This is a genomic window from Desulfococcus multivorans (genome assembly GCF_001854245.1).
GTDB classification, from domain to species: Bacteria; Desulfobacterota; Desulfobacteria; order Desulfobacterales; family Desulfococcaceae; genus Desulfococcus; species Desulfococcus multivorans.
On sequence record NZ_CP015381.1, the window covers coordinates 2210017 to 2232684 of the forward strand.

19 protein-coding genes are annotated in these 22668 nt (G+C 57.9%); 11 read left to right on the plus strand and 8 right to left on the minus strand.

Annotation, left to right across the window (positions count from 1 at the left end):
• Nucleotides 1-148: 148 nt before the first annotated feature.
• The 7 genes from dmul_RS09675 to dmul_RS09710 all read left to right on the plus strand — a co-directional run bounded on the left by dmul_RS09675 (nt 149) and on the right by dmul_RS09710 (nt 11826).
• Entirely contained in the window at nt 149-973 is an 825-nt protein-coding gene (locus tag dmul_RS09675) for a shikimate dehydrogenase (protein WP_020878155.1), read from the plus strand.
• Nucleotides 966-2231, plus strand: coding sequence for a 3-phosphoshikimate 1-carboxyvinyltransferase (gene aroA / locus dmul_RS09680; RefSeq protein ID WP_020878154.1), 1266 nt, complete (start codon nt 966-968; stop codon nt 2229-2231). The genes dmul_RS09675 and aroA overlap by 8 nt, the downstream gene beginning before the upstream one ends.
• A 15-nt stretch (nt 2232-2246) precedes the next feature.
• Nucleotides 2247-3341: a chorismate synthase gene (gene aroC / locus dmul_RS09685; protein WP_020878153.1), complete on the plus strand. Its 1095-nt coding sequence runs from the start codon at nt 2247-2249 to the stop codon at nt 3339-3341.
• Entirely contained in the window at nt 3338-4483 is a 1146-nt protein-coding gene (locus tag dmul_RS09690) for a pyridoxal phosphate-dependent aminotransferase (RefSeq protein ID WP_020878152.1), read from the plus strand. Before aroC ends, dmul_RS09690 begins: the two co-directional genes overlap by 4 nt.
• Before the next feature lie 297 nt (nt 4484-4780).
• On the plus strand, nt 4781-5335 hold the full coding sequence (locus dmul_RS09695) for a J domain-containing protein (protein WP_020878151.1): 555 nt from the start codon (nt 4781-4783) through the stop codon (nt 5333-5335).
• 309 nt (nt 5336-5644) lie between these two features.
• Complete coding sequence (locus dmul_RS09700; RefSeq protein WP_020878150.1) at nt 5645-6391, plus strand: prephenate dehydrogenase/arogenate dehydrogenase family protein; 747 nt, start codon at nt 5645-5647, stop codon at nt 6389-6391.
• A 527-nt stretch (nt 6392-6918) separates the two neighbouring features.
• A complete protein-coding gene (locus dmul_RS09710) occupies nt 6919-11826 on the plus strand; it encodes a hypothetical protein (protein WP_020875455.1) in 4908 nt (1635 codons plus the stop codon).
• A 202-nt stretch (nt 11827-12028) separates the two neighbouring features.
• Here the strand turns inward: dmul_RS09710 and dmul_RS09715 are convergent, their stop codons facing one another.
• Together dmul_RS09715 and dmul_RS09720 are read right to left on the minus strand one after the other, a co-directional pair.
• On the minus strand, nt 12029-12685 hold the full coding sequence (locus dmul_RS09715; protein WP_020875456.1) for an endonuclease III domain-containing protein: 657 nt from the start codon (nt 12683-12685) through the stop codon (nt 12029-12031).
• 51 nt (nt 12686-12736) lie between these two features.
• A complete protein-coding gene (locus dmul_RS09720; RefSeq protein ID WP_020875457.1) occupies nt 12737-13180 on the minus strand; it encodes an acyl-CoA thioesterase in 444 nt (147 codons plus the stop codon).
• Nucleotides 13181-13736: 556 nt separating this feature from the next.
• On the opposite strand from dmul_RS09720, the gene dmul_RS09725 reads away from it, so the two are divergent.
• The 4 genes from dmul_RS09725 (at nt 13737) to dmul_RS09740 (ending at nt 16876) form a co-directional block, all read left to right on the plus strand.
• On the plus strand, nt 13737-14012 hold the full coding sequence (locus dmul_RS09725; RefSeq protein WP_020878277.1) for a hypothetical protein: 276 nt from the start codon (nt 13737-13739) through the stop codon (nt 14010-14012).
• 381 nt (nt 14013-14393) lie between these two features.
• On the plus strand, nt 14394-14885 hold the full coding sequence (locus tag dmul_RS20720; RefSeq protein WP_020878276.1) for a TadE/TadG family type IV pilus assembly protein: 492 nt from the start codon (nt 14394-14396) through the stop codon (nt 14883-14885).
• 20 nt (nt 14886-14905) lie between these two features.
• A complete protein-coding gene (locus tag dmul_RS09735) occupies nt 14906-15379 on the plus strand; it encodes a TadE family protein (RefSeq protein ID WP_020878275.1) in 474 nt (157 codons plus the stop codon).
• Nucleotides 15380-15523: 144 nt separating this feature from the next.
• On the plus strand, nt 15524-16876 hold the full coding sequence (locus dmul_RS09740; RefSeq protein ID WP_020878274.1) for a Tad domain-containing protein: 1353 nt from the start codon (nt 15524-15526) through the stop codon (nt 16874-16876).
• A 92-nt stretch (nt 16877-16968) separates the two neighbouring features.
• On the opposite strand, the gene dmul_RS09745 is transcribed toward dmul_RS09740, so the two are convergent.
• The 6 genes from dmul_RS09745 to dmul_RS09770 form a co-directional block, all read right to left on the minus strand.
• Nucleotides 16969-18288: a sigma-54-dependent transcriptional regulator gene (locus dmul_RS09745; protein ID WP_020878273.1), complete on the minus strand. Its 1320-nt coding sequence runs from the start codon at nt 18286-18288 to the stop codon at nt 16969-16971.
• A complete protein-coding gene (locus dmul_RS09750) occupies nt 18285-19913 on the minus strand; it encodes a sensor histidine kinase (RefSeq protein WP_020878272.1) in 1629 nt (542 codons plus the stop codon). The genes dmul_RS09745 and dmul_RS09750 overlap by 4 nt, the downstream gene beginning before the upstream one ends.
• Nucleotides 19910-20440: a hypothetical protein gene (locus tag dmul_RS20480; RefSeq protein ID WP_020878271.1), complete on the minus strand. Its 531-nt coding sequence runs from the start codon at nt 20438-20440 to the stop codon at nt 19910-19912. Before dmul_RS20480 ends, dmul_RS09750 begins: the two co-directional genes overlap by 4 nt.
• Before the next feature lie 262 nt (nt 20441-20702).
• On the minus strand, nt 20703-21035 hold the full coding sequence (locus dmul_RS20220; RefSeq protein ID WP_020878270.1) for a hypothetical protein: 333 nt from the start codon (nt 21033-21035) through the stop codon (nt 20703-20705).
• A 320-nt stretch (nt 21036-21355) separates the two neighbouring features.
• On the minus strand, nt 21356-21784 hold the full coding sequence (locus dmul_RS09765) for a response regulator (protein ID WP_020878269.1): 429 nt from the start codon (nt 21782-21784) through the stop codon (nt 21356-21358).
• Nucleotides 21785-21990: 206 nt separating this feature from the next.
• Nucleotides 21991-22668 carry a sensor histidine kinase gene (locus dmul_RS09770; protein WP_020878268.1) on the minus strand — a complete coding sequence of 226 codons (678 nt, stop codon included), beginning with the start codon at nt 22666-22668 and terminating at the stop codon, nt 21991-21993.

Genomic DNA, 22668 nt, shown 5'->3' on the forward strand with positions numbered 1-22668 from the left:
TGAAGGCTGAAGGAGGGGGCGTGCGGAATCATCGGAAGCTATGGGCATTTGGATTGACGGATGACCCTATTTTGTAACGCACGTTGAAAAATATCAGGCTCAAAAACCTTCAGTCTTCAGCCTCCAGCCTTCAGCCTCAGTGAGAGTTATGGATATCGATACCAATACGCGCCTCTACGGCATTTTTGGACACCCTGTGGCCCACAGTCTCTCGCCGGCCATGCACAATCGGGCCTTTGCGGCGATGGGATATAACGGGGTTTATCTGGCATTCGACGTTGCCGACATCGGAGCGGCCGTTGACGGGGGAAGAGCCCTGGGTCTTGGGGGATGGAGCATTACTATTCCCCACAAGGTGGCCGTGATGCCGCTGTTGGACGAGGTGGACCCGGTTGCCCGGAACATCGGCGCCGTCAATACGGTGGTGAACCAGGGGGGGCGATTGATGGGGTACAATTCGGACGGGTTGGGGGCGGTGGCCGCCTTGACGGAGAAGTGCGTCGTCGAGGGGCGGTCGGTGGCCGTGATCGGCGCCGGCGGCGCGGCAAGGGCCATCGCCTTCTGTCTCAAGGCGGCAGGCGCGCGGATCACCATCGTGAACCGGTCGATCGACCGGGGGGAGGCCCTGGCCCGGGACCTGGACGTGCCGTTCCTGCCTCTTGCGGAATTCAGCAAGCCCGTGTACCATGTCCTCGTCAACACCACGGCGGTGGGCATGACGCCCCTAACCGACGCCGTGCCGGTGGACGAGCGGATGCTCGTGCCGGAAATGACGGTCATGGACATCGTTTACAATCCCCTGAAGACCCGATTGCTGAAGACGGCCGCCCGGAGAGGCTGCACCGTTGTGGACGGCGTCGCCATGTTCGTCTATCAGGGGGCGTTTCAGTTCGAATGCTGGACCGGTATGAAGGCGCCCGTCGCCCTCATGCGGGACACCGTGATGAACCTGTTAGGGAAGAGAGATGATTGAAATCACACCGGTGACATCCGTCACGGCCGAGGTGAACGTGCCCGGCTCCAAGAGCTACACCCATCGCCTGCTTATCGCGGCAGCCCTTGCCGAGGGCCGATCCACTATTGAAAACATGCTGGAAAGCGAAGACACCCTCCTGACCCTTACGGCCCTGGAGCGGATGGGCGTCGTCACGGCCGTGGAAGGGGGCCGCCGCGTCGTTAACGGCACGGGCGGGCGGCTGACGGCCGGAGACACGATCCACCTCGGCAACTCCGGCACCTCGGTGCGGCTCCTCACGGCGGTGGCCGCCCTCACCGACGGCATAACCGTCCTCACCGGCACGCCGAGGATGCAGGAACGGCCCGTGGCGGACCTGCTGGACGGACTCCGGCAGATCGGGGTTTCGGCGGTCTCCCTTGCCGGAAACGGATGCCCCCCGATCCAGGTGGACGGCGCGCCGCTTGCCGGCGGCGTCGTGAACCTGAAATGCGGGGTGAGCAGCCAGTATCTCTCGGGCATCCTCCTGATCGCGCCGCTCTCCGCCGACGGCGTGGAGATCCGCATCTTGGAGGGCCCTGTCTCCAAGCCCTACATCGACATGACCGTGGATGTCATGGCACGCCTGGGGATTGCAGTGGAGCGGGAAGGGTACGAACGCTTTTTCGTCCCCGGGCGGCAGGCATATCAAGCAGGCGATTACCGGGTGGAGACGGACATCTCCAACGCGAGCTATTTCTGGGCGGCCGCGGCGGTCACCGGCGGGCGCGTCAAGGTCCGGGGCGTCAGCCGGGACTCCCGACAGGGCGACATCCGGCTCCTGGACTGCCTGGAGCGCATGGGCTGCGCTGTTCACCCGGACGGCGACGGTATCGCGGTCTCGGGCGGACGGCTTACCGGCATCAGCGTGGACATGTCCGACATTCCCGACATGGTGCCGACCCTCGGCGTGGTGGCCGCATTTGCCGACGGCGTGACCGAGATCCAGAACGTGGCCCACCTGAGGGCCAAGGAGTGCGACCGGCTTGCCGCCGTGGCAACGGAGCTTTCCAAGATGGGGATCGACGCCCGCTGCACCGAGGACGGGCTCCGCATCAAAGGCGGCGTCCCCCAGGCCGCCGTCATCGACACCTACAACGACCACCGCATCGCCATGGCCTTTTCCGTGGCCGGGTTGAAAACCCAGGGAGTCCGGATCCTGGGCGAGGCATGCGTGGAAAAGTCCTTTCCCACCTACTGGGAGGCCTTCGGGACGCTTTATGTCAATGCGGATTGACGGAAAGGATCGATAATGTCCAGTACCTTCGGCAACGTGTTCAGGGTCGCCACGTTCGGGGAATCCCACTGCAAGGGGGTCGGCGCGGTCGTGGACGGCTGCCCGCCGCAGATTCCCCTGAGCGAGGCGGATATCCAGGCCCAGCTCGACCGCCGGCGCCCCGGTCAGGGGAAGATCACCACCGACCGCCGGGAGAGCGATACGGTCGCCATCCTCTCGGGGGTGGAAAACGGCCTGACCCTGGGCACCCCCATCGGGCTCCTGGTGCCCAACCGGGATCAGCGGCCGGGAGACTATGCGGAGATGCGGAACATTCCCCGGCCCTCCCATGCCGATTACACCTACCAGATGAAATACGGCATCCGGGCCGCCAGCGGCGGCGGCCGCGCCAGCGCCCGGGAGACCATCGGCCGGGTGGCGGCAGGGGCCGTGGCCGAGAAGTTCCTCTCCCTGGCCTGGGGTGTCGAGATCGTCGCCTGGGTGAGCGGCGTGGGCGAGCTGTCCGCACCGGCGCCGGATCTCGGGACCATCACCCGGGACATGGTGGATCAGGCCCTTGTCCGCTGCCCCGACCCCGCCTCCGCCGGGCAGATGACCGAGATCATCCTGGCGGCCCGGGAGGCTGCCGACTCCATCGGCGGGGTGGTCTCCTGCGTCTGCCGGAACGTCCCCCCGGGCTGGGGCGAGCCCGTCTTCGACAAGCTCGAGGCCCGGCTGGCCCACGCCATGCTCTCCATCCCCGCCGTCAAGGGCTTCGAGATCGGATCGGGCTTTGCCGGCGCCCGGATGCGCGGATCGGCCCACAACGACCCCTTTGTGTTGAGGGGCGGGCAGCTCCGAACCCGAACCAACTACAGCGGCGGGATCCAGGGGGGGATCTCCAACGGCGAGCCTGTCTGGTTCCGGGTGGCCTTCAAGCCCCCGGCCACCATCGGCCGTGCCCAGGAAACGGCCGACTTTGACGGGAATCCCGCCGTTCTGGCGGCCAAGGGGCGCCATGACCCCTGCGTGGTGCCCCGGGCCGTGCCCATTGTGGAGGCCATGGCGGCCCTGGTTCTGGCGGACACGGCTCTGATCCAGGCCGGTCGTGCCGCGGGGTTTCCGGGATGAGACTTTCCAGACGCATCGAGGCTGTCGAGGCCTCCCGCACCGTTCGGTTCACCGCCCTGATCGAGCGGCTCCGCAGCGGGGGGCGGGACATCGTCAATTTTGCCGTGGGCGAACCTGAATTCCCCACCCCCGACGCGATCGTCGCCGCCACCCAGGCGGCCCTGGCCCGGGGAGAGACCCGGTACGGCCCGGTGGCCGGCATGGCCCGCCTCCGGTCGGCCGTCGCCGAATCCTTCGCGGGGTGGGGTCCCGAGAACATCCTTATCGCCAACGGCTCGAAGCAGATTCTCTACGGCCTCTTCCAGGTGCTTCTGGACCCCGGCGACGAGGTGATTCTGCCCAACCCCCACTGGGTGAGCTTCTCCCAGCAGATCCGCCTGGCCGGAGCCTGTCCGGTGATGGTGGATACACACCGCCATCAGCTCGATCGCCGGGCCATTGCCGCGGCCGTGACGCCCCGAACCCGCGCCATCCTGGTCAACTCTCCCAACAACCCCACGGGCGCGGTATACCCCCCACAGGACCTGGCATGGATCGCCGACCTGGCCCGTGAGCGGGACCTCTGGATCATCGCGGATGAGGCCTACGCCTTTTTCGTGTATGACAACCTCGATCACCACAGCCTTTTCGCGTATGAAGCCATTCGGGACCGCCTCATCGTCGTCCGGAGCTTCTCCAAAAGCTTCAGCATGACCGGATTCCGGGTGGGCTACGGCGCCGGACCCGAACCCCTCATCCGGGCCCTCGGCAAACTCCAGAGCCACCTCACCGGAAACGTCTGCACCTTTGCCCAGCACGGGGCCCTGGCAGCCATGGATCTGGACCCGACGGTCGTTCAAAAGTGGCGGGGCGAGCTGGCGGAAAAAAGGGACATCGCCCATGAATACGCCGCAAGGCTGTTCACCTGCGTCCGCCCCCAGGGCGCGTTCTACCTCTTCCCCGACATCTCGGCCCGGCTTCAAAAAGGTGAAACCGCCGAGGACTTCGCCGCCGCCCTCCTGGAAAAGACCGGCGTAGCCGTCGTCCCCGGCGAAGCCTTCGGCGCCCAAAACCACATCCGAATCTCCTACGCCGTGCCGAAAGAGACGCTGGTGGAGGGGTTCGAGAGGATGGAAAAGGCGCTGCTTGAGGCTGAAGGCTGAAGACTGAAGGGGTGCGTCTGTGACGACCGCGACACTTTAGCCAGCAAGCTTCAATAATAATTATGAATTATGAATTATGAATTTTGAATTGACGGTTACTAACCCCATAACCCCATAACCAAATAATCACTTAATCGCTTAATCACATAACCACATAACGACCATAAAACTCTAAAACTCTAAAACTCTAAAACCTTAAATCCCCCGCGCCCAACATTTCCAATAGACAAACAAACTATTTTTCTATAAGTTATATCCCATCGACATAACCCTTGCCCCAGTTATGGAAGCCCCCTCATGAACTGCAAATCCTTTGAAGACTATTACGAGGACCTTCAGATCAGCCCCAACGCTGATTTCGAAACCATCGAGCGCGTTTACCGGCTGCTGGCCAAGCGGTATCATCCCGACAACCGAAAAACCGGCAGCATCGAGAAATTCGAAGCGCTGACCCATGCTTACAACGTATTGAAGGATCCGGAAAAACGTGCCGCCTACGATGTGTCGTACGAGCAGCGAAAGGCGCACGTGTGGCGAACACTCTCGGAAAGTGCGCCGGCGGAGGATTGGGATGACGACCAGGCCATCCGCAACCGGATTCTCTCGGTGCTCTATGTCGACCGGCGTGAGAATAACGACCATTCCAACGTGGGCCTGTGGCATCTCGAAAAGCTGACGGGATGGCCGGAAAAGGTTCTGGAATTTCACGTCTGGTACTTGAAGGAAAAGGCCTGGATCCAGCGGACCGACAACGGCGGCTTCGCCATCACCGCCGCCGGCGTCGACGTGGTGGACCAGAAGGGCCTGATGCCCCCCAGAAACCGCCTGCTGACGGACGGGAGGGCAGGCTGAAGGCAGGAGGACAGACTGAAGGCTGAAGGCTGAAGACTGAAGGCAGGACAGGCTGAAGACTAAAGGCTGAAGACTGAAGGCTGAAGACTGAAGGTAGGGCAGGCTAAAGGCTATAACTGAAGGTTGAAGGTAAAATAGACTGGAGAGCATAGTCCGAAGCCTGAAATGACAAGGGCTGAGGACTAAAACCAAAGACTAAAGCCTGAAGGTAAACAAGGTGAAGAGCTTCAAATTGAAGAAAGCACAAAATGCCTCCCCTTCAGCCTTCAGTCTTCAGCCTTCAGCCTAAAACCCCGAAAGCATCAACTCATGATTGGAATTATCGGATTCGGACGGTTCGGCAGGCTTATGGCCGGGTATCTGGCCAAGGATTACACGGTATACGTCTACAACAGGAGCGACAAGGCCGAGCAGATCTCGGAGATCGGTGCCGTCCCGGCGGATATGGCCCAGGCTGCCGGCCAGCGGGTGGTCATCCTGAGCGTCCCCATATCCCGGATGGCGGATTTCCTGAAGGAGATCGCGCCGTTGGTCGTCCCCGACGCCGTGGTGGTGGATGTCTGCTCGGTCAAGGTCTACCCGGTCCAATGGATGACGACGCTGCTGCCGCCTTCCGTCGACATCCTGGCGACCCACCCCATGTTCGGTCCGGACAGCGCGGCCACATCCCTCCTGGACCGGAAGATCGTCCTCTGCAAAACCCGGATCTCCGACGCCCGCTACGACAAGATCAAGTCCTATCTCAAGGCCCGGGGGCTGGTCGTCATCGAGACGACTCCCGAGGAGCACGACCGCCAGATCGCCATGAGCCTCTGCCTGACCCATTTCATCGGCCGGTCCCTGGAGGCCTCGGGCACGGGCGAGCTCATCATCGACACCGAGGGGTACAAACGGCTCCTCCACATCCTGGAAGTCGTCACCCACGACACCTGGCAGCTGTTCGTCGACATGAACCGCTACAATCCCTACGCGGAAAAGAGCCGGCGCGCTTTCATGGATGCGATGAAGACGATCGAGGAACGATTGAAAAAGGACAGGCTGAAGACTGAAGGCTGAAGGCTGAAGGGGATAAGGGCATCGGGTGGTGAAGATGGGGGAAAAGTGATTAAGTGATTATGTGATTATGTGATTATGGGGTTGATAACCGTCAATTCATAATTCAAAATTCATAATTCACAATTATCAATTGAAGCTTACTGGGTAACGTGTCGCGGTCGTCACAACCGCACCCCTTCAGTCTTCAGCCTTCAGTCTTCAGCCTTTGCGTCAGAATATTTTTTTCGAGCGTCCTTGACAAATCCTCCCTCAGTGAAGACCTGTATCTTATGGTCGTTTTTGGCCGAACGGGTCTGGGTGCTGCGATAATCTACAAATCCCCGTTGCCGCAAATCCTGTAAAAATCGGATGGTTGGTTTCTCCCTTCTGTTCATATCCAGGAATCCTCCTGATAGATCACGACAGCTCCGATAGCGCAATTCACTCAAATTCAAGCCTCAACCTGCCGGCCGGATACGGGGCTTCCCGAAGGGGATTCCACGATAGGCCCAACCCGGGATTGTTCGCTGTAAAAGGAGCGCGGCGTCATGTTGACCCAAATGAAACCCGCTCGCACGGTCCTGTTCTGCCTCTTTATTTTCCTGGCAGCCGGCCAGGCATACGGGGCCCGGCAGGAGCCCGGCGACCTGCGGGGGTTGTGGCAGGTGCAGGACAGGCCGGAATCGGTGGTCCGGATAACCCAGACGGGCGGCAGCATCACGGGTGTGTGGGCCAGCGTATCCCCTGAATCCCAGACCGGTTATGGATTCAAACCCGGGGACTGGTTTTTGCGGGCTTCATGGGGAGGCGCAAGCTGGCAGGGGGAAATCCATACACGATTTCGCCTCCTGTACAAAACGCTCTGTCCCCATACCTGGGACCGTGCAGCGGAGGTGGATCTTAAGCCCGGACCGGACGGCGACACCTTGGAAGGGCATTATCAAGGCAGCGATATTAAAGGTGATTGTGTCATCCGGAAAGGCGCTTTGAAGCCGGTGACCCTTCGGCGGATTCGACAAGGCCTCGAGTTGTCGGGCTACTGGAGGGTGACGTCCGGCAAAGCGGCCGGCTGGATGATGTACGGACGAACCTTCGCAGGGGGGCGAGTTGCGCTGGACACCGCCCCGGGTGTGGTCATCGGAACAACCTGGTCACGGTCAGGCACCGATCTTCTCACAAGCCGATCCGGCCCCGCCCCGTTCAAGGGGGAATTGGATGGTCGCGTGACGCCGCCCGGCATCCTCACGGCCCTTCGCAACGCAACCGTATCCGTCGATCGACAGGGTCGCATCCTCACGGGGAAACCTTCGCCCGGAGAACTTGCCGAAGAAGGTGCCTTGCAATTGCGCCGCGAGAACTGGCGTGTCGAAATACTCAAGGACCGGACCCATTACGGGTTCAACCCGGGTTCGCGCGAGAGACCCGGTTTGAGAAGTCGCGGTCTTGAAGGCGGCCCGACAGCGCGGATCGTCTTCGAGCGCCGGGATACCCCATTCCATATGATCCCCGGGGAGGTGGTGACCGCGCGTCTGCGCGTCATCGACCCGGCCGGCAATATCCTGCGGGAGACCTTTGCCGACCGGAGACCGACGCCGCGATCCCAGGGTCTCACCCTTGAAATCGCCAATCGATCGCTCTACGGATTGGGGACATGGAACGGCTTGCAGGATGAAGCGACACAAACATCCTTTCCAGCCGGCGCTTACACGTTGGAACTGGTGGTTCGCGACGGTATGGCGGAGCAGACCCTGACCCACCGGGTTTCTCTCGGACAGGGATTACAAATCACCGGGGTTACGGAATACTTTGCGCCTGAGTATGAGGATGCGGCTATCGATTTCCTCTGGATTCCGAATGACACGGAACCGGAAAAAGTTGTCCTCGAAGTTTACGGGGGCGCGGATGGTGCTGAACTGATCCTGTCCCGTGAGGTCTCGCCCCGCCTGATGCTGTCAGCCGGGGGACAGGTACGCCTCCAACCGGTATCGGCGCCCCGCTCCGGCGAAGGCAACTGGCGGGTATACTGGAATGGAACGGACGACCGGAATGCCCCTGTGAACTGGACCGCTCTCATACCGTTTCGGATCGTGCTGCGGGTTCTGGGAAAAGATGGAGATTGGCACACCGCCGAGGCCGCCGTTACCGTGAAAATCGTCGATCTGAAGATAATACCCCGGGAATTGCCCAGGCTCTCGGGAGAGGAGGCGGGCTGGTATGCCGAACATGAGATGCCGGCCGACGCGAATGTTGGAGACAATCCCGATGAGGTTGGCCTGCTGCCTGTTTATGCAAAATTGATCATCCGTGATGCCGGTGACAACCGCAGGGCGGCCAAACGCGCAGTGGACGTCGATTGGTCGTATACCTTCAGCCCGGGAGATTCCCGGGATCGACCGCGTTCCCCCGGCTTTTACCCACCCGGCCGGGGGATTTCGGAAACCCCGCTGAACCGGGTGACAATTCCGTTGATCTACGACACGGACGCCAAAGAGGGGCGCAGCCGGGTCCGCTATCAAATGCCGGCCCGCGCCGAGGGTCAAAACGAACTTACCCGTCAACGGATCCCGGCCGATCGCTTCAAGATTCATGCTCACTTGACAAATCTTCCGGAGATTCAAAAAGAATCCGCGGAATATGTCATCGGTCCGGGAAAGCCCGCCCGTATCCGGCAGATTTTCCCGGATGAAATCCGGGATCGGTTTCACATTTCCGAAGACCGGGATCCGGAGGACAGAGATCGGCTGGTATCGAATAATTTCGAGTTCGAATACCTCGACGATGTTTCAGAATACATCGACACGGTGGCGACCTATGCCGTCCGCTGGGGCACCGTTGGTTTGGATTTGACGCCGCCGATGCCGGTTACCTGGCTGCTTCAGAAGGCGTTGATCGAAATCAGAGATGCCGCCGAGGATTGGTCACGAGAAGAACGGAAGTATCCGACACGCTATCTTGGAATTGTAAACGACGTGCCTTTCAGGGGTTTCTGGGGTGAAGAACAGCGGCCTGTTCCGGTATTTCTGGCCGGTTATGCGGGTGAGGATCATGCCCGGTTGAAGGGCGGCCAGGCGTTTCTGGTGATGTTTGAGGTCAGTGATCGATATGGAAACAAGATTCCGGTGACCGGCAAAAAAGCACGCCGGATTCACACGATGGTAAATGACAAAGCCGGGCTGGTGCCGCCTTTCGTCCTGGCCTCGGACAGCGGAGACAATCAATTCCGCTACGGTGCCCCGAAAAACTACAGTCCTTTCGGTCCCGCCACAGCCGTCACGCCCCCCGGGGTCCATGCCTTCTATTATGTCGCCGGAATCCGGGGATTCAGCAAGACCTTAAGCACCGATCTGGAATCCCTGCAGACTGAGCTGCAAAAATACGGGGAGCAATTTCTGAAACCCCCGAGCCTCGGCAACACGGATGAAATCGACTCCCGCCTGAATATTTTTGCGGAGATCGACGGCAAGGCGTATGCCCAGAAAAATGATATTCGGCTGATCCGTCCGGGTTCCTTCAGTGCCCAACCCGGAGAACTGGAGAAGTGGGTCAAGTGGATGGTCTTTGCCGAAGTCCATGATAAAGAGACCTTCATGCTGGATTTGAAGTTCGGAATGATTCCATTTGCCGGCGATCTGCGGGAGATACTCGTTTATCACCTGAAATCCTATCTGGATCGCGAACTGGGAATTCTGGACGAAATCGCCTATTACTTATCCGGCATTGGTTTGCTGGCCGATTTCGGCTATCTGCTGCCGCCGGCGGGATTATCCTTGAATGCCTTTCTGGTGAGCGCCAAGGCCCAGATAAAACTGATCAGGCCCGGTACCAAAGCGGCCAGGGGATTCGGCGAGTTTCTGGCGCCGCTGAAATCAGCCGTAAAGACAGCATTGAACGATCCAAGGAATGCAGACAACCTCTCAAAGGTTGTGTCCGAGATCACGCACATATCCAATCTGGTCGGTGTTGCGGAGGATGCCGTCAAAAAAGGCGGTGTATCGCTGCTGCATGAACGGATGCGGAAACTTGCCCGTTATCTCGACCACCCGGTCTGCAATCCGGACGGCTGCCTGTGGGAATTGAATCGACTGCCGCCCAGGCAGATCGGAAAAACCCTGGATGAAATTCCAGATGCATTGGATGAAATCTACGGAATCGCAACCCAGAGTTTCCAAGGCCGCAAGCTGACCGATGATGAATTTGCCGATATCGTCTCCTTCCTATTGGAAATAAAAACCGACAAGGGCCTGAGTTCGCGGACGGTTGCGAATATTGCGGATCTGCTCTCACTGCTTGAAGATCCGTTAACCACCCTGCAGAAATTGCATCGCATCCAAGCGGGCCGTCTCAGACGGGCGGCCGCATTTTTTAATGACCGGATTTTTAAAAAAGCCGTTGAAGGCGATCCCAGGGTCTTCCCCACGTTTGTCGGGGCTCTTGCGGAGCACGGTGATGAAGGCCGGCTTTTTTTCGAGACATGGTCCAGGAATGCCGAGGGCTACCAGGACGTTGCGACCCTGGTCCGCAACACCGTGAAAACCCGGGACAGCCCCCGGGACATGATGAAAGAACTGATCAAGATATCCGGAATACTGAATGACGCGGTGCCGACGCTCATCACGATCGTCAAACACGAACGCTTCGCCGGAAAAGGCGTCAGACAAGGCCTGGGAGGATCGGATGGCCTCAAGGCGCTGTTAAGCGTCATTGCCGGTGTGACGCGTGCGGATGTCACCCAATCGGCCGCCGAGGAAACGCTTCGAATTGCCGAGTTGCTGACAAGGGTCGGGCCGCCCGCTTCGGGCCGCTATATTCAACTGCTTGACATCGGACGGGTATTCGATAACCTGGGGGCGGTTCGATATAATATGTATATGGAAGCCGTTAAATTTTTCCGGCGGAACGGCAGCTATGTCCCTGGGATTCTGGAGCAGGCGTCCATCGGATCTACCCGCAACATCCTGCTTGTGGCCGGATCGAAACGCAATGCGTTGAACTATGCCCTGGAAATCGTCGGAACCCATTGGCTGGTTCGGAAAGGCATCCGGATTCAGATCAGCGCCGGGCAGACCGTCCCCGGCGCGCTCCGCGAATTACCGGCAATCCGGAAAATCGACATCGAGGCTTTCGGCTGGAAACATCAGCGCAGCATCGATCCTCAAGGGACGCTTGAAGCGGACGTGGAATTGAATATACCGGAGATTGCCGGGAACTTTGTCATTGATTGGAAAAACTACGGGTTTTCAGGCAAACCTGAACCATCCGACATTGCCAAGGCCGTCGAGGCGTTAAAAAACAGGGCCGTTGAAAATGTTATTTTTCTTTCACCCAGAATATGGTCGCCCGACGCCGCAAAACAAATCTCAGACGCCGCAAAAGCCGCCAACCTGAACGGCGGCCTGTTGTTGGGTCAGGTCATTGGGGAAGGGGAACTTGCACTCTTTTTGAGGGTGGTGGAATGAAGGGGAAGGTGTTATGGTTTTAAGGTTTTAAGGTTTTAAGGTGTTAAGTGATTATGTGATTAAGTGCTTAAGTGATTAAGTGATTATGGGGTTATGGGGTTAGTAACCATCAATTCATAATTCATAATTCAAAATTCATAATTATCAATTGAAGCTCACTGGGCAAACTGTCGCGATCGCCACAAACGCACCCCTTCAGCCTTCAGTCTTCAGCCTTCAGCCTCCCCACAAACCCCTCCTGCCCTTTCGATACATACAGATTCACGATTCTGGCGTGGAGGTCGTTGTATCGGGCTGTGTCCGGCGCGATGGCTTGGTGGACGAGGGTTTGCATCTCTTTGTAAGAGGCGTGGGGGAGATCGAGGCGGTTAAAGAGCCGGCGGGTGTAGGCGTCCACCACGAAGACTGGGCGGGTGAAGGCGTAGCAGAGGATGGAATCGGCGGTTTCAGGGCCGATGCCTTTCCAGGAAAGGAGCAGGCGGCGGAGGGCATCGGTGGGATATCCCCGCAACGCCGTGATGCCGCCGCAATCGAGGATGTGCCTTGAAATCGTCCGCAATCGGTCGGCCTTCTGGTTGAAGTAGCCCGACGGCCGGACCGCGGATTCCAGGTCCGGGCCGGCATGGGCCACGGCTGCGGGGTCCAGCCCGATCTCCCTGGCCAGGTTGACCAGGGCTTTTTCCACGTTCCGCCAGGCCGTGTTCTGGGTGAGCACGGCACCCACCACGATCTCGAAGGCGGCCCGATCGTCCACGGCCGCCCCTTCCTCTCCAACGCGATACTCAGGCGCGTCTCCGCCGGGAGGCGTGACAGGCCACCACCCCTGGGGGCCGTACTCATCCAGGAGGCGCTGATCCATCCTGACGATCCGTTTCCGTATTTGCCCGCAAATTGCCACGAAAGCCTCTCGTCACCTTGCGGCGTCTGCTGCCGTGTAAGGCGCCAGCTTGGCCCGGATCTCGGGGGACGTGGTCATGGTTCGCTGGTTGGCATAGTCGTAGCTGACCTGGACCGTCTTCCCCGTGGCGAACACAATGGAAGGATCCTCCCGGTGGACCAGGCGGTAGGTCAGGATGAAGCTCTTGCCGCCCATCTCCGATACGTGCATCCGGAGGGAGAGGGGATCGGCGAGCTGGATCGGCCGGCGGTAGTCGCATTCGGCGCGGGCCAGAATAAACGGAAAATCCGCGGCGCTTTGCGACTGCATGAGATGATAAAAAAAATACTTCCGGCCTTCCTCGAAATAGGTAAAGTAGACCGCGTTGTTGACGTGTCCCATGGCGTCGAGGTCGCGGAACCGCACGTCGATGTCCACAGTGAATTCCTGGGCAGTCGATTCTTCGGGATGTTCCATGTTTCAGGCACCTTCCATGTTCAGGTTCATGTAACGCTTGTTTCAGGCGACCCGGAGACGTGCTTTCGCTCGAACAGTCCGGGCCTCCCTTGAGGCTGAAGACTAAAGGCTGAAGGCTGAAGGGGTGGGCCTGTGGCGAATGGGGCGTTGATGCCGCTTCGGTCTTCAGTCTCTATCCGGTCACCATTACGAAAGCCGAAAGTCGCATTGTAGAAAGAAATTGATGAATAAGTAGGCGTTGTGGTAGGGTTTGTCAACGGTTGATGAGAATTCGATATCTCAACTTTCGACTTTCATAGGCCGGTGCCGGGAGGATACGGCCCGCGCCCCACGCGGTTTCGTTCAAGTGCCGCTAAAGCTTGCTCCGGGCGGCCCGGAAACTCGCTTGCGCTCAAACAGTCCGGGCCGCTGACCCTCCGCGGCGCTTAAGCGGCACTAAAACTCACCGCTGAAGGGGCCCGGGCCGTATCCTCCCGGCACCTCCATCCGGTTATCATCATGAAAGTCGAAAGTTGAATCTATATGATAAGAACCCGATATGCGGAGGACATGCGTCATGATCGACGTAAGAGCGGCTGTCAAGATTGCTTTCCAACTCTTTCAGGAACTGTACGACACGCGCAGGTTCGAAGACGTTCTGCTGGAGGCGGTCGAGTTGTCCCAGGACCGCACCACCTGGCAGGTCACCATCGGCTTCTACCGCCGCATGCCCTCCGTGAACCTGGTGGAGTCCATCGGCTCCAAAAAATACGTCCGCACCTACAAAACCTTCCACATCGACGCCGCCACCGGCGACATGATCGCCATGCGGCAGGGCAACGGAGAAGAATAAGCTCCGATAAATCCGTGAAGTATTCCCTGTTTATCTCAAAAAAAAAAAATCGGATTGGGATGTTGGAACACAACTGCCGATCCCTTCGACCTCCGGGAAACAATGGCGATCCGTGTCAATTTTTGTCCGACTTCTACTATTTTTGTGCAACGGGCAGGTGATCTCGCAACAAAACGAACCCCTCTAATGCGTTGAAAAGCATTAAAAGACGGCAGCTTTATGGGTTAACGGCAAAAGTGTGCATGAATATTCGCGCTGGAATTTCGAAATGTGTATAAATCTTGCAGGTAAGCAGAACAACGCAATGCAAGATCATGATGCCGACAAACTACACCATTTGAATTTGATTGTCGTTTAGCAATGCAAGCAAGGGATATAAAAATGTTACCCAAAAATCAAAACGGTGCAGCCGTCCTGGAGTTCCTCATTGTCCTGCCGATATTGTTGTTGTTCTTGTTCGGGGGCATTGAATTCGGAGCCATCTTTTACAACAAACAGGTCCTTACCAATGCGAGTAGAGAAGGCGCACGTGCCGGCATTACGCGCGAATATACTCTTGATGGTATTAAGCATGAATATACCGAGGCAGACATAGAAGGTATTGTAAAAAACTACTGGCTCAACGAAGAGAAGAAAAGTTTTTTGCTGGGTTTTTCGCCTATTGATCCTGAGGATATTGAAGTCACGGTCATTCCGGAGGAATTCACCGCTACAGGCAATGAGTATTTGACGGTTGGCGTTAAAATCAAAGACTACAATCTTATTTTTGCATCTATTATGGGCTTGGACATTTTGTACAAGGTTCCAGATTTGCAAAATATTATCAACATATCCGCGAGTACGACCATGAGAATGGAGCCGAAGCTGAATTAGCCCACGGCATGGAGGAAGTTATGGCAAAAATCAATCGAACGCATCCTGCATCGGCTGTCGAGCTCTTTTCGGAAAGTGACAGATATCGGAGCGGTATTGTTGCTGTGGAGTTCGTCCTCATTCTTCCTTTCTTGATGCTGATACTGTTTGGGATCATCGAATTCGGCATATTTTTTATGAACAAACATGTCATCACCAACGCGAGCCGGGAAGGGGCGCGGGCGGGGATTGTATCCAGGATACCAAGAGTGCCTGAAGATAAAATCAAAGACCTTGTTGATCAATGGTGCAAGAGTCATCTTGTCACCTTCGGCGACAGAGAGGATCCAATCACTGTTCCCAAGGCATTCGATAATAAAAATACCGAAATCTCCATCAACGAAGCGAAATTTGGAGATACGCTTATGGTGAAAGTCACTTTCAACTATGACTTTCTTTTCTTGCCAATAGATCAAATTCCGATGGAAGCCATAACGGTAATGAGGTACGAGTGAACATGATAAAATCCGGTCAAAATTATCCTGCAACTATCTTTTATTCCTGATAAAAAACGCTATCTCTGAAAATAGATCAACGGCGGCGCGTTACCACCTATGTTGCATCCAGATAAAAGCGCCGGAAAACCCAAAGGAGAAAAAATGGATGAGAAAAAAAACAAAATGGATGCGCTGCGGAATAACAAGGGGGTTACTGCTGTTTTTGTGTTGTTTATGCTTGCTGGATTGATTGGCGTTACTGTTTTGGCGATAGATGTCGGTTATATTAAAACGACAAGAAATGAACTACAAAATATTGCCGATGCTGGTGCGCTGGCGGGCGCTGGCCATTTGGGTTCAATTTACCTGAACTATCCTGTTTCTGACCAAAGCACTCACACATTTAGCTTGGAAGAGGTGACAGCAGTGGCAGCAGCAGTTAAAGATGTTGCCAAAAAAAATAGAGCCGGGAATGAAGATAGCATAGCCATACTTGATAGCGATATCATTATTGGAAAATGGGATAGTGAGTCAAAACAAGTGAATCCTACTCTGGGATATCCTAATGACCCTCCGGATGCAGTTCAGGTAACGGCTCGACGTAGCAAGGCAGCTAATTCTCAGCTCACAACATTTTTCGTCAAAGCTTTTAATGCTATTTCTACATTTACTAACAATTTATCCAAAAACTTAGGCATCAACAGCTCTGATATCAACATGATGGATGACCCGATTGATGTAAGTGCTCATGCAACTGCTGCGCTTACCGGGCCTAACAAAGTTGCTGAAGGTGCATTGACCTTACCGATCGGTATTTCCGAGATTTTATTTAAAGAAAAGTGCGACGACATAGATACCATCGATTTTTCTCCGACGCAGGACAGTTGTGCAGGCTGGCACAATTTTTTTGATGGTGTAAATGGAAATCTATTATACGATAAAATGCTAGGTTTGATAGAAGGACACGAAGATTGTGATATATGTGAGGAAAAGAATTTAACGCTTGGCCACGACTGGCTATTAGAAAATCATGAAGAATACTACACATCCCCTCCGTTTAAAAGTGTTACTCCGGAAGTTTCCCCGGAGCTGTCTGTTGGGGATACGCTCAACTATACTGGTGGAGACCTTGGCAAACTTATACCAAAGAAAAATTCATCCGCGCATTTAGATAGTACTTACGACGGAAATGAAGGTGGAATAATTCCCAATGGCGTGGGGAAAGCACCAGCACCTTTTCCAAATCTTTTCGACTACTTCAGGTATAGAGATGGTGACGGCGACGATTCGGTTTGGACAACCGCTATCCCTGTGTACGAGGAAGAAGGAGAATGTTCCAATCCAAAATACGGAAAAATTTTAGGTTTTGCAACTATAATTGTTAAGGGTTCCGAAGGACCACCAATTACGAATGTGGAAGCTAATGTCTTGTGTAAGTTATCAGTCATTGAAGGCAGAGGCGGTGGTGGCACTTATGGCGGTTTAAAAGGCTCGATTCCAAACCTTGTTGAATAATCAATTTCCAACTTTCGATTTTCGTAATGTTGAGAGGATTGAAGGGGCATAAACGCCCCGTTCGTCGAAGACGTACCCCTTCAGCCTCCAGCCTATACCCCATGCTTCTTCATCTTATACCGCAACACCCGCTCACTGATCCCCAATGATTCTGCCGCCCGGGTCTGGACCCCGTCGTGTTTTTCCAGGGCGGTCTGGATCATTTCGCGCTCCACGGCGTCCAGGCGCTCTGCCAGGGTGCCCTGATGGGCGGCCTGGTGGAAGCGGATCTCGGGGGGGAGGTCGCGCTCCCGGATGCGGTTGCCCCGGACCAGGGTGACGGCCCGCTGGACGATGTGCTCCAGCTCGCGGATGTTTCCGGGGAAGGCGTAGCGGGAGAGGGTCATCAGGGCCTCGGGGTCGAATCGGACGGGACGGTCGGCATAGCGTCGCAGGAAGAAGTCCACCAGGTCGGGGATGTCTTCCTTGCGCTCGCGTAAGGGGGGCAGGGGAATGTCGAAGACGTTGAGGCGGTAGTAGAGATCCTCCCGGAAGCGCCCTTCGGTCGTGAGCTGCCTGAGGTCCCGGTTGGTGGCGGCCACCACCCGCACATCCGCTTCGATCTCCCGCTCGCCGCCCACCCGGCAGAAGCGCTTCTCCTGGAGGGCCCGGAGCAGCTTGGGCTGGAGGCTCGGGGGCAGCTCGCCGATTTCGTCGAGGAAGAGGGTGCCGCCGACGGCCAGTTCGAAGCGCCCGCGTCGGGTGCCGGCGGCGCCGGTGAAGGCGCCTTTTTCGTGGCCGAAGAGCTCGGACTCGAAAAGGTTTTCGGGGATGGCCCCGCAGTTGACCTCCACAAAGGGGCCGTCCGACGACGGACCCAGGAGGTGCACCAGCCGGGCGATCAGCTCCTTGCCGGTGCCGGTCTCGCCGCTGATGAGCACGGCCCAGGGCGTGGGGGCCACCCGATGCACCAGGGAGATCACCTCCTGCATGGCAGGGCCGCCGCCCACCAGGTTGATGGGCAGGTCCTTCCGGTCCACTGTTTCGGCCACGTCCGCGGCGTCTTCGGCAACGGCCAGGCCCTGCTCGATCCGCTGGATCTTTTCCAGAAGCGTCGTCAGGTCCACGGGCTTCTCCAGGACGTCGTCGGCCCCCAGCTTCATCACTTCCACCGCCGTGGTGACGGTGCCGTAGGCCGTGATCATGACGGCCCGCACCAGGGGCGTCAGCCGCTTCATCTCGGCCAGGACCGCGTCTCCGTCTAGGCCGGGCATGCGATGGTCCAGGATCACCAGGTCCACCGGCTGCTGGTTGAAATAAGCCAGGGCCTCCCTGCCGTCGGCGGCGTCCGCGACATCGTACCCTTTTTTTTTCAAAAATCCCGTGAGCAGCCGGCGCTGCAGGGCATCATCGTCGACAACCAGAATCTTCATGCATCCGTTTCCGCATTCCGGGGATCGAGGGGCAGCCGAACCGTCACCCGGAGAACGCCCGGTTCCGGAACCGCGAACGCCATGTGCCCGTGGTGGGCGTTGACGATCTTCCGGACAATGGAGAGCCCCAGGCCGGTTCCCCGGGCCTTGGTGGTAAAATAGGGGGCCGCGATCCGCGCCGCATCCGACGGTGCCAGATCGAATCCCGGGTTTTCAAAAGTGAAGACGGCATGGCCGTCCTTCCGGCTCAGGGCGACCTTCAGATATCCGCCCAGGGGTTGGGCCTCGACCGCGTTTTTCACGAGGTTTTCGACCATCTGGGCCGTCAACTGGGGGTCGGCTTTTATCTCGCCCGCGAAGGCCAGGTCCTGGATGATCTCGACGGACTGTCCGGTGGATTTCCGTCGATAGAGCTGGAGGATCTCGCCGACAAGTGCGGCGGGAACCACGGTTTCGAACGACGGTGCCGGGGGACGGGCATATTTCCCGACGTCCGAGACGATGGCGTTGGTGCGTTGGACCGCTTGAAGCAGGGTCCCCACCAGATCGCGATACTCGTCGTCGAGGCCGGGCGCCTCGATCCGAAGCCGCTGCAGCCCCATGCCGATGGCGTTCAGGGGGTTTCGGATCTCATGGGCGATGGCCGCGGCGGCCCTGCCCAGGGCGGCATCCTCGCGGTGATCGGCCATCTCGCGATCCACGGCCTGGATATGGGCTGTGTAACGCCCCTGAAACCAGTTGAGGATCCATGAAAAGGAGATGCCCAGCATTGCCAGAACCCCGGCAAAAAAGAAAAACTCCAGCCATATCTGTTGGGTTCGGGCCATGAAATGGCTGGTGTCCATTCCGGCCACCAGGATATCATTGCCAAAGGGGATGCGGCTTTCCGCGATGGTCTCGCCGCCGTCGCGGATGAGGCGGATGTGGGGGTGCTCGTCGGGCGAGGCCCTGCCCGACGCAACCGCCGCAGGATCCCGGCCGGTGTTTTCTTCCACCCGCACATACCGGATGCCGGCCATGCCGGTGAGGGATCCCAGCAAACGGTTCAATCCGATCTCTTCGTTTATCCGTCCGATCGCAGCCGATTCGAGCCCTGTCACGACACACCCTTTTCCATTGATCAGCGGAACGGTCGCCGCATAGATATTTTGTTCCGGGAAATGGGCCAACTCTCCGGTGCCGAGGGCGCAATTGATGACGGCAGGCAATGCCGCATCCTCCGGCCCCTGAACCTCGGTGTCGTCGGCCCTGATGACGCGAATGCCGATCAGCCCGGATTCGTAGGCAAACTCCGCCAGTTCGTCGGATGAAAAGGGTTCGACGGCTTCCAGATAGGCGACGAAACGCGCGCTGTTTCCCAGAAAAATATGGACGATCTTCTCGATCGCCCCCTGGGACAACACCGCCGTCCGGGCGTTTTGCTCGATGACGTTGGCCAGCAGCCGGGAGTGCTCCAGCGAGTGCATCATGAAGGTCTGTTGCAGGTGCCGGACCTGCCAGTAAAAATAGCCGAGAACCACGGCGATGAGCAGACCGAACAGCATAAGGCTGACCCGCCACACCGGGAGCATGCGTGGAGATTTTAATGTCAAGCCGTCGTCAGCGGCCTGGGCAAGGCGTTTCATCTGTTGCCGCCCCCACCGCCGCCGCCACCGCCACCGCCGCCGCCACCACCGGAGCCGCCACCGGAGCCGCCACCGGAGCCACCGCCATTACCGCTACCGCCTCCGGAACCACCCCCGCCGTGGCCGCCCCCATGGCCCCTGCCGCCGCCATGTCCGTTGCCGCCGTGGCCCAGTCGGGAGCGCACGCCCGTGGGGTCGCCGTACCCCCGCTGTTGCCGCTTGAGGGTGGTCGCGCCGAACACCGGCGGGTCTGTCTTGAGGCACCTGCCCCAGACATTGACGGCTGCGCCGGGTCGGATATCATTGGGCAGCTCCTCGGGGAAGAACCGGACCCTCACATGCGCCGTTTTTCGTTCATGAAGGGCGCTTTTCGCGGACGCTCCCGCCATCCGGAGGCGCATTTCCCCGCTTTCCCTGTCCAGGGAGACGACGGTGCCCCAGATCAATTCCGCCGACGCGGCAGGCCCCGTCGGCAGCAGGTGTGAAAACAATGTGATAACGATGATGAGAAAAAGGTTGCGGCGCATAATGATCACCCGATAATTATGATGTCAGGCTGAAGGCTTGAAAAAGGCATTCCCGTCGAATTCAAGCCTGGGTTCTGGGATGGCGGCGACAGGAGAATCTCAGTTTAGCCTTGAAAGGTCGGCAGCGTCAAGCGGTGTTTAAGGCTGAAGACTGAAGGGGGTGGGCGTTGCGAGAGCCGGACGCTGAATGTTGATCTGGAAAAGGGGGGTACGGATTTCCGGGTTTCTTTCGGAAATCCGTAACAGGCGCCCCCCATTACGATCAGCAGTCTCCGTTGCTGTTTCCGTTTCCGGTGCCGTCGCCAGGACCGTCGCCGCCGTTGCCGGTGCCGTCGCCCGGGCCGTGGCCGTTACCCGCCAGAATCAGTGCGGCTGCGTCGCTCGCGGAGCAGTCTCCGGGGCCGTTTCCGGTGCCGTCGCCAGGACCGTCGCCGCCGTTGCCGGTGCCGTCGCCCGGGCCGTGGCCGTTACCCGCCAGTATAATGGAACCGGCGCCTGCGGCATTGTTGCCCGGAACATCCGCTGCCGCGGCCGATATCGTTGTCGCCATGAAGATTGTCATAACTGCCAATGTCGCTTTTGCCGTCATTTTCATTGTTTACTCCTGAGGTTGTTTCGTGTCCGATGCATGTCGGTTTCAATTGTCGAGGGCCGGCTTCGGCATCCGTGTGTATTGGCGTTGTCCTGCCGGGATGGCGATTGTCCGTGACCCTCGAGTGTTCCTTTTCCAAACGGCCGTTTGTTTTAAAATGTTATCAACAATCGTGCCAAACATGATCGGTATGAATTACAGGAGGTTGCGAAAATGAGTAGGCCCGCTGTGTCGACAAACGGCGCAAGGCGTCGACAATATTGTCGACGCCCGGCCGGACACAGCAGGGTAGGGGACCGGCCGACAGGCCGGATGAGGGGAGGTTACATTCCGAAGCGCTTCAACGCGTCGATTACGGCTTCTTTTTCCTTTTTTTCGACGATCATGATCTTTTCGGCGTGGGCGTTCTTGATTTTTCGGCTCAGGGTTTCCAGGTCGGCCGGCTTCTCGATGAAGTCCGTGGCGCCCAGTTTGATGGCCTCGACACCCTTTTCCACGGTGGCGTGCCCGGTGAGGAGGATGATCTGGGCCTCGGGCTGGATATCCTTGATGGCCTTCAGGGCTTCGATGCCGTCCATCCCGGGCATCTGTAGATCCAGGATGATGGCGTCGTAGGCGCCTTTCTTGATCATGCCCAGGGCTTCCTCGGCGGACATGGAGGTGGAGACCTCAAACCCCCGGGCCTCCATTCTTTCAGTCATGACATCCAGAAAATCCTTTTCGTCGTCGATCAGCAGAATATTTTCCGGCATGGTATATCTCCTTTGTTGAGGTAAGCATTCAACTTTTGGTATTTATGGGTCGGCACTTCTTTCCGGTCACCGTCATGAAAGTCGAAAGTTGAGCAAAAATTTTTGACGGCACCGCGGCACATCCCATATTTTTGTTATGACGCAATTTTCATAATTTGCAAACCCCGATCTTGAACTTTCGGCCGGTTTCCATCTTTCAGGGCCGTTCATCCGGCGGCATCTTCTGAAAAGCGCTTTTCCGGCAGGGTGAGGACCAGGGTCCGTCCGTCAGCCGCCACGGTCACTCCGGCGCCGAGGTATGCCGTCAACAGGGCCTCGACGCCGTCGCCGAATTTGTGCGACACCATATCCATGTCCTCGATCTCGGCGAACCGGACCTGGGCGCCGTCGGGGATCTTCCGGAAGGAAACGCTGAGCTCCGGTGTTTTCGGGGCGGCATCCATGGCGGTTTCCATGCAGCACCAGAGGAGATTCAGCAGCGCGAAAGGGTTTGTGGTGATCTGCACCGGCGATGTCGGCGGGCTGATATTGATGTTCTTGCCCCGGTTGGCGGCCAGCCGCCGCGTCAACGCCGCCATGAGGGCCAGGTTTTCCGAAAGGTCCACGCCGGCGACGGGATCGTCCACCTTGTGGGCGAAGCGGTTCAGGTCTCTGACGACGTCGTCCGCTCTGGCCACCCGCTCCAGCACCTTGTCGGCGATGCTGTCGAGTCGCCCCGGATCCAGGGGCCGCCCTTTTTGGGCCATCAGGATCAGGTCCTTCAAGAGGCCGGCGTTTTCGTTGATCACGGCGAGCCCGTTCTTGATTTCATGGGAGACCGTCGCGGATATCTTTCCGAAAAACCGGGTTCCCGCCTCGCCGATGGTGTTGGGGTCGGTATGCAT

What these genes read in the sequence shown, in the direction of transcription:
- dmul_RS09675 (WP_020878155.1), top strand. Translation starts at nt 149, where the DNA reads ATGGATATCGATACCAATACGCGCCTCTACGGCATTTTTGGACACCCT.
- aroA (WP_020878154.1), top strand. Translation starts at nt 966, where the DNA reads ATGATTGAAATCACACCGGTGACATCCGTCACGGCCGAGGTGAACGTG.
- aroC (WP_020878153.1), top strand. Translation starts at nt 2,247, where the DNA reads ATGTCCAGTACCTTCGGCAACGTGTTCAGGGTCGCCACGTTCGGGGAA.
- dmul_RS09690 (WP_020878152.1), top strand. Translation starts at nt 3,338, where the DNA reads ATGAGACTTTCCAGACGCATCGAGGCTGTCGAGGCCTCCCGCACCGTT.
- dmul_RS09695 (WP_020878151.1), top strand. Translation starts at nt 4,781, where the DNA reads ATGAACTGCAAATCCTTTGAAGACTATTACGAGGACCTTCAGATCAGC.
- dmul_RS09700 (WP_020878150.1), top strand. Translation starts at nt 5,645, where the DNA reads ATGATTGGAATTATCGGATTCGGACGGTTCGGCAGGCTTATGGCCGGG.
- dmul_RS09710 (WP_020875455.1), top strand. Translation starts at nt 6,919, where the DNA reads ATGTTGACCCAAATGAAACCCGCTCGCACGGTCCTGTTCTGCCTCTTT.
- dmul_RS09715 (WP_020875456.1), bottom strand. Translation starts at nt 12,685, where the DNA reads ATGGATCAGCGCCTCCTGGATGAGTACGGCCCCCAGGGGTGGTGGCCT.
- dmul_RS09720 (WP_020875457.1), bottom strand. Translation starts at nt 13,180, where the DNA reads ATGGAACATCCCGAAGAATCGACTGCCCAGGAATTCACTGTGGACATC.
- dmul_RS09725 (WP_020878277.1), top strand. Translation starts at nt 13,737, where the DNA reads ATGATCGACGTAAGAGCGGCTGTCAAGATTGCTTTCCAACTCTTTCAG.
- dmul_RS20720 (WP_020878276.1), top strand. Translation starts at nt 14,394, where the DNA reads ATGTTACCCAAAAATCAAAACGGTGCAGCCGTCCTGGAGTTCCTCATT.
- dmul_RS09735 (WP_020878275.1), top strand. Translation starts at nt 14,906, where the DNA reads ATGGCAAAAATCAATCGAACGCATCCTGCATCGGCTGTCGAGCTCTTT.
- dmul_RS09740 (WP_020878274.1), top strand. Translation starts at nt 15,524, where the DNA reads ATGGATGAGAAAAAAAACAAAATGGATGCGCTGCGGAATAACAAGGGG.
- dmul_RS09745 (WP_020878273.1), bottom strand. Translation starts at nt 18,288, where the DNA reads ATGAAGATTCTGGTTGTCGACGATGATGCCCTGCAGCGCCGGCTGCTC.
- dmul_RS09750 (WP_020878272.1), bottom strand. Translation starts at nt 19,913, where the DNA reads ATGAAACGCCTTGCCCAGGCCGCTGACGACGGCTTGACATTAAAATCT.
- dmul_RS20480 (WP_020878271.1), bottom strand. Translation starts at nt 20,440, where the DNA reads ATGCGCCGCAACCTTTTTCTCATCATCGTTATCACATTGTTTTCACAC.
- dmul_RS20220 (WP_020878270.1), bottom strand. Translation starts at nt 21,035, where the DNA reads ATGAAAATGACGGCAAAAGCGACATTGGCAGTTATGACAATCTTCATG.
- dmul_RS09765 (WP_020878269.1), bottom strand. Translation starts at nt 21,784, where the DNA reads ATGCCGGAAAATATTCTGCTGATCGACGACGAAAAGGATTTTCTGGAT.
- dmul_RS09770 (WP_020878268.1), bottom strand. Translation starts at nt 22,668, where the DNA reads ATGCATACCGACCCCAACACCATCGGCGAGGCGGGAACCCGGTTTTTC.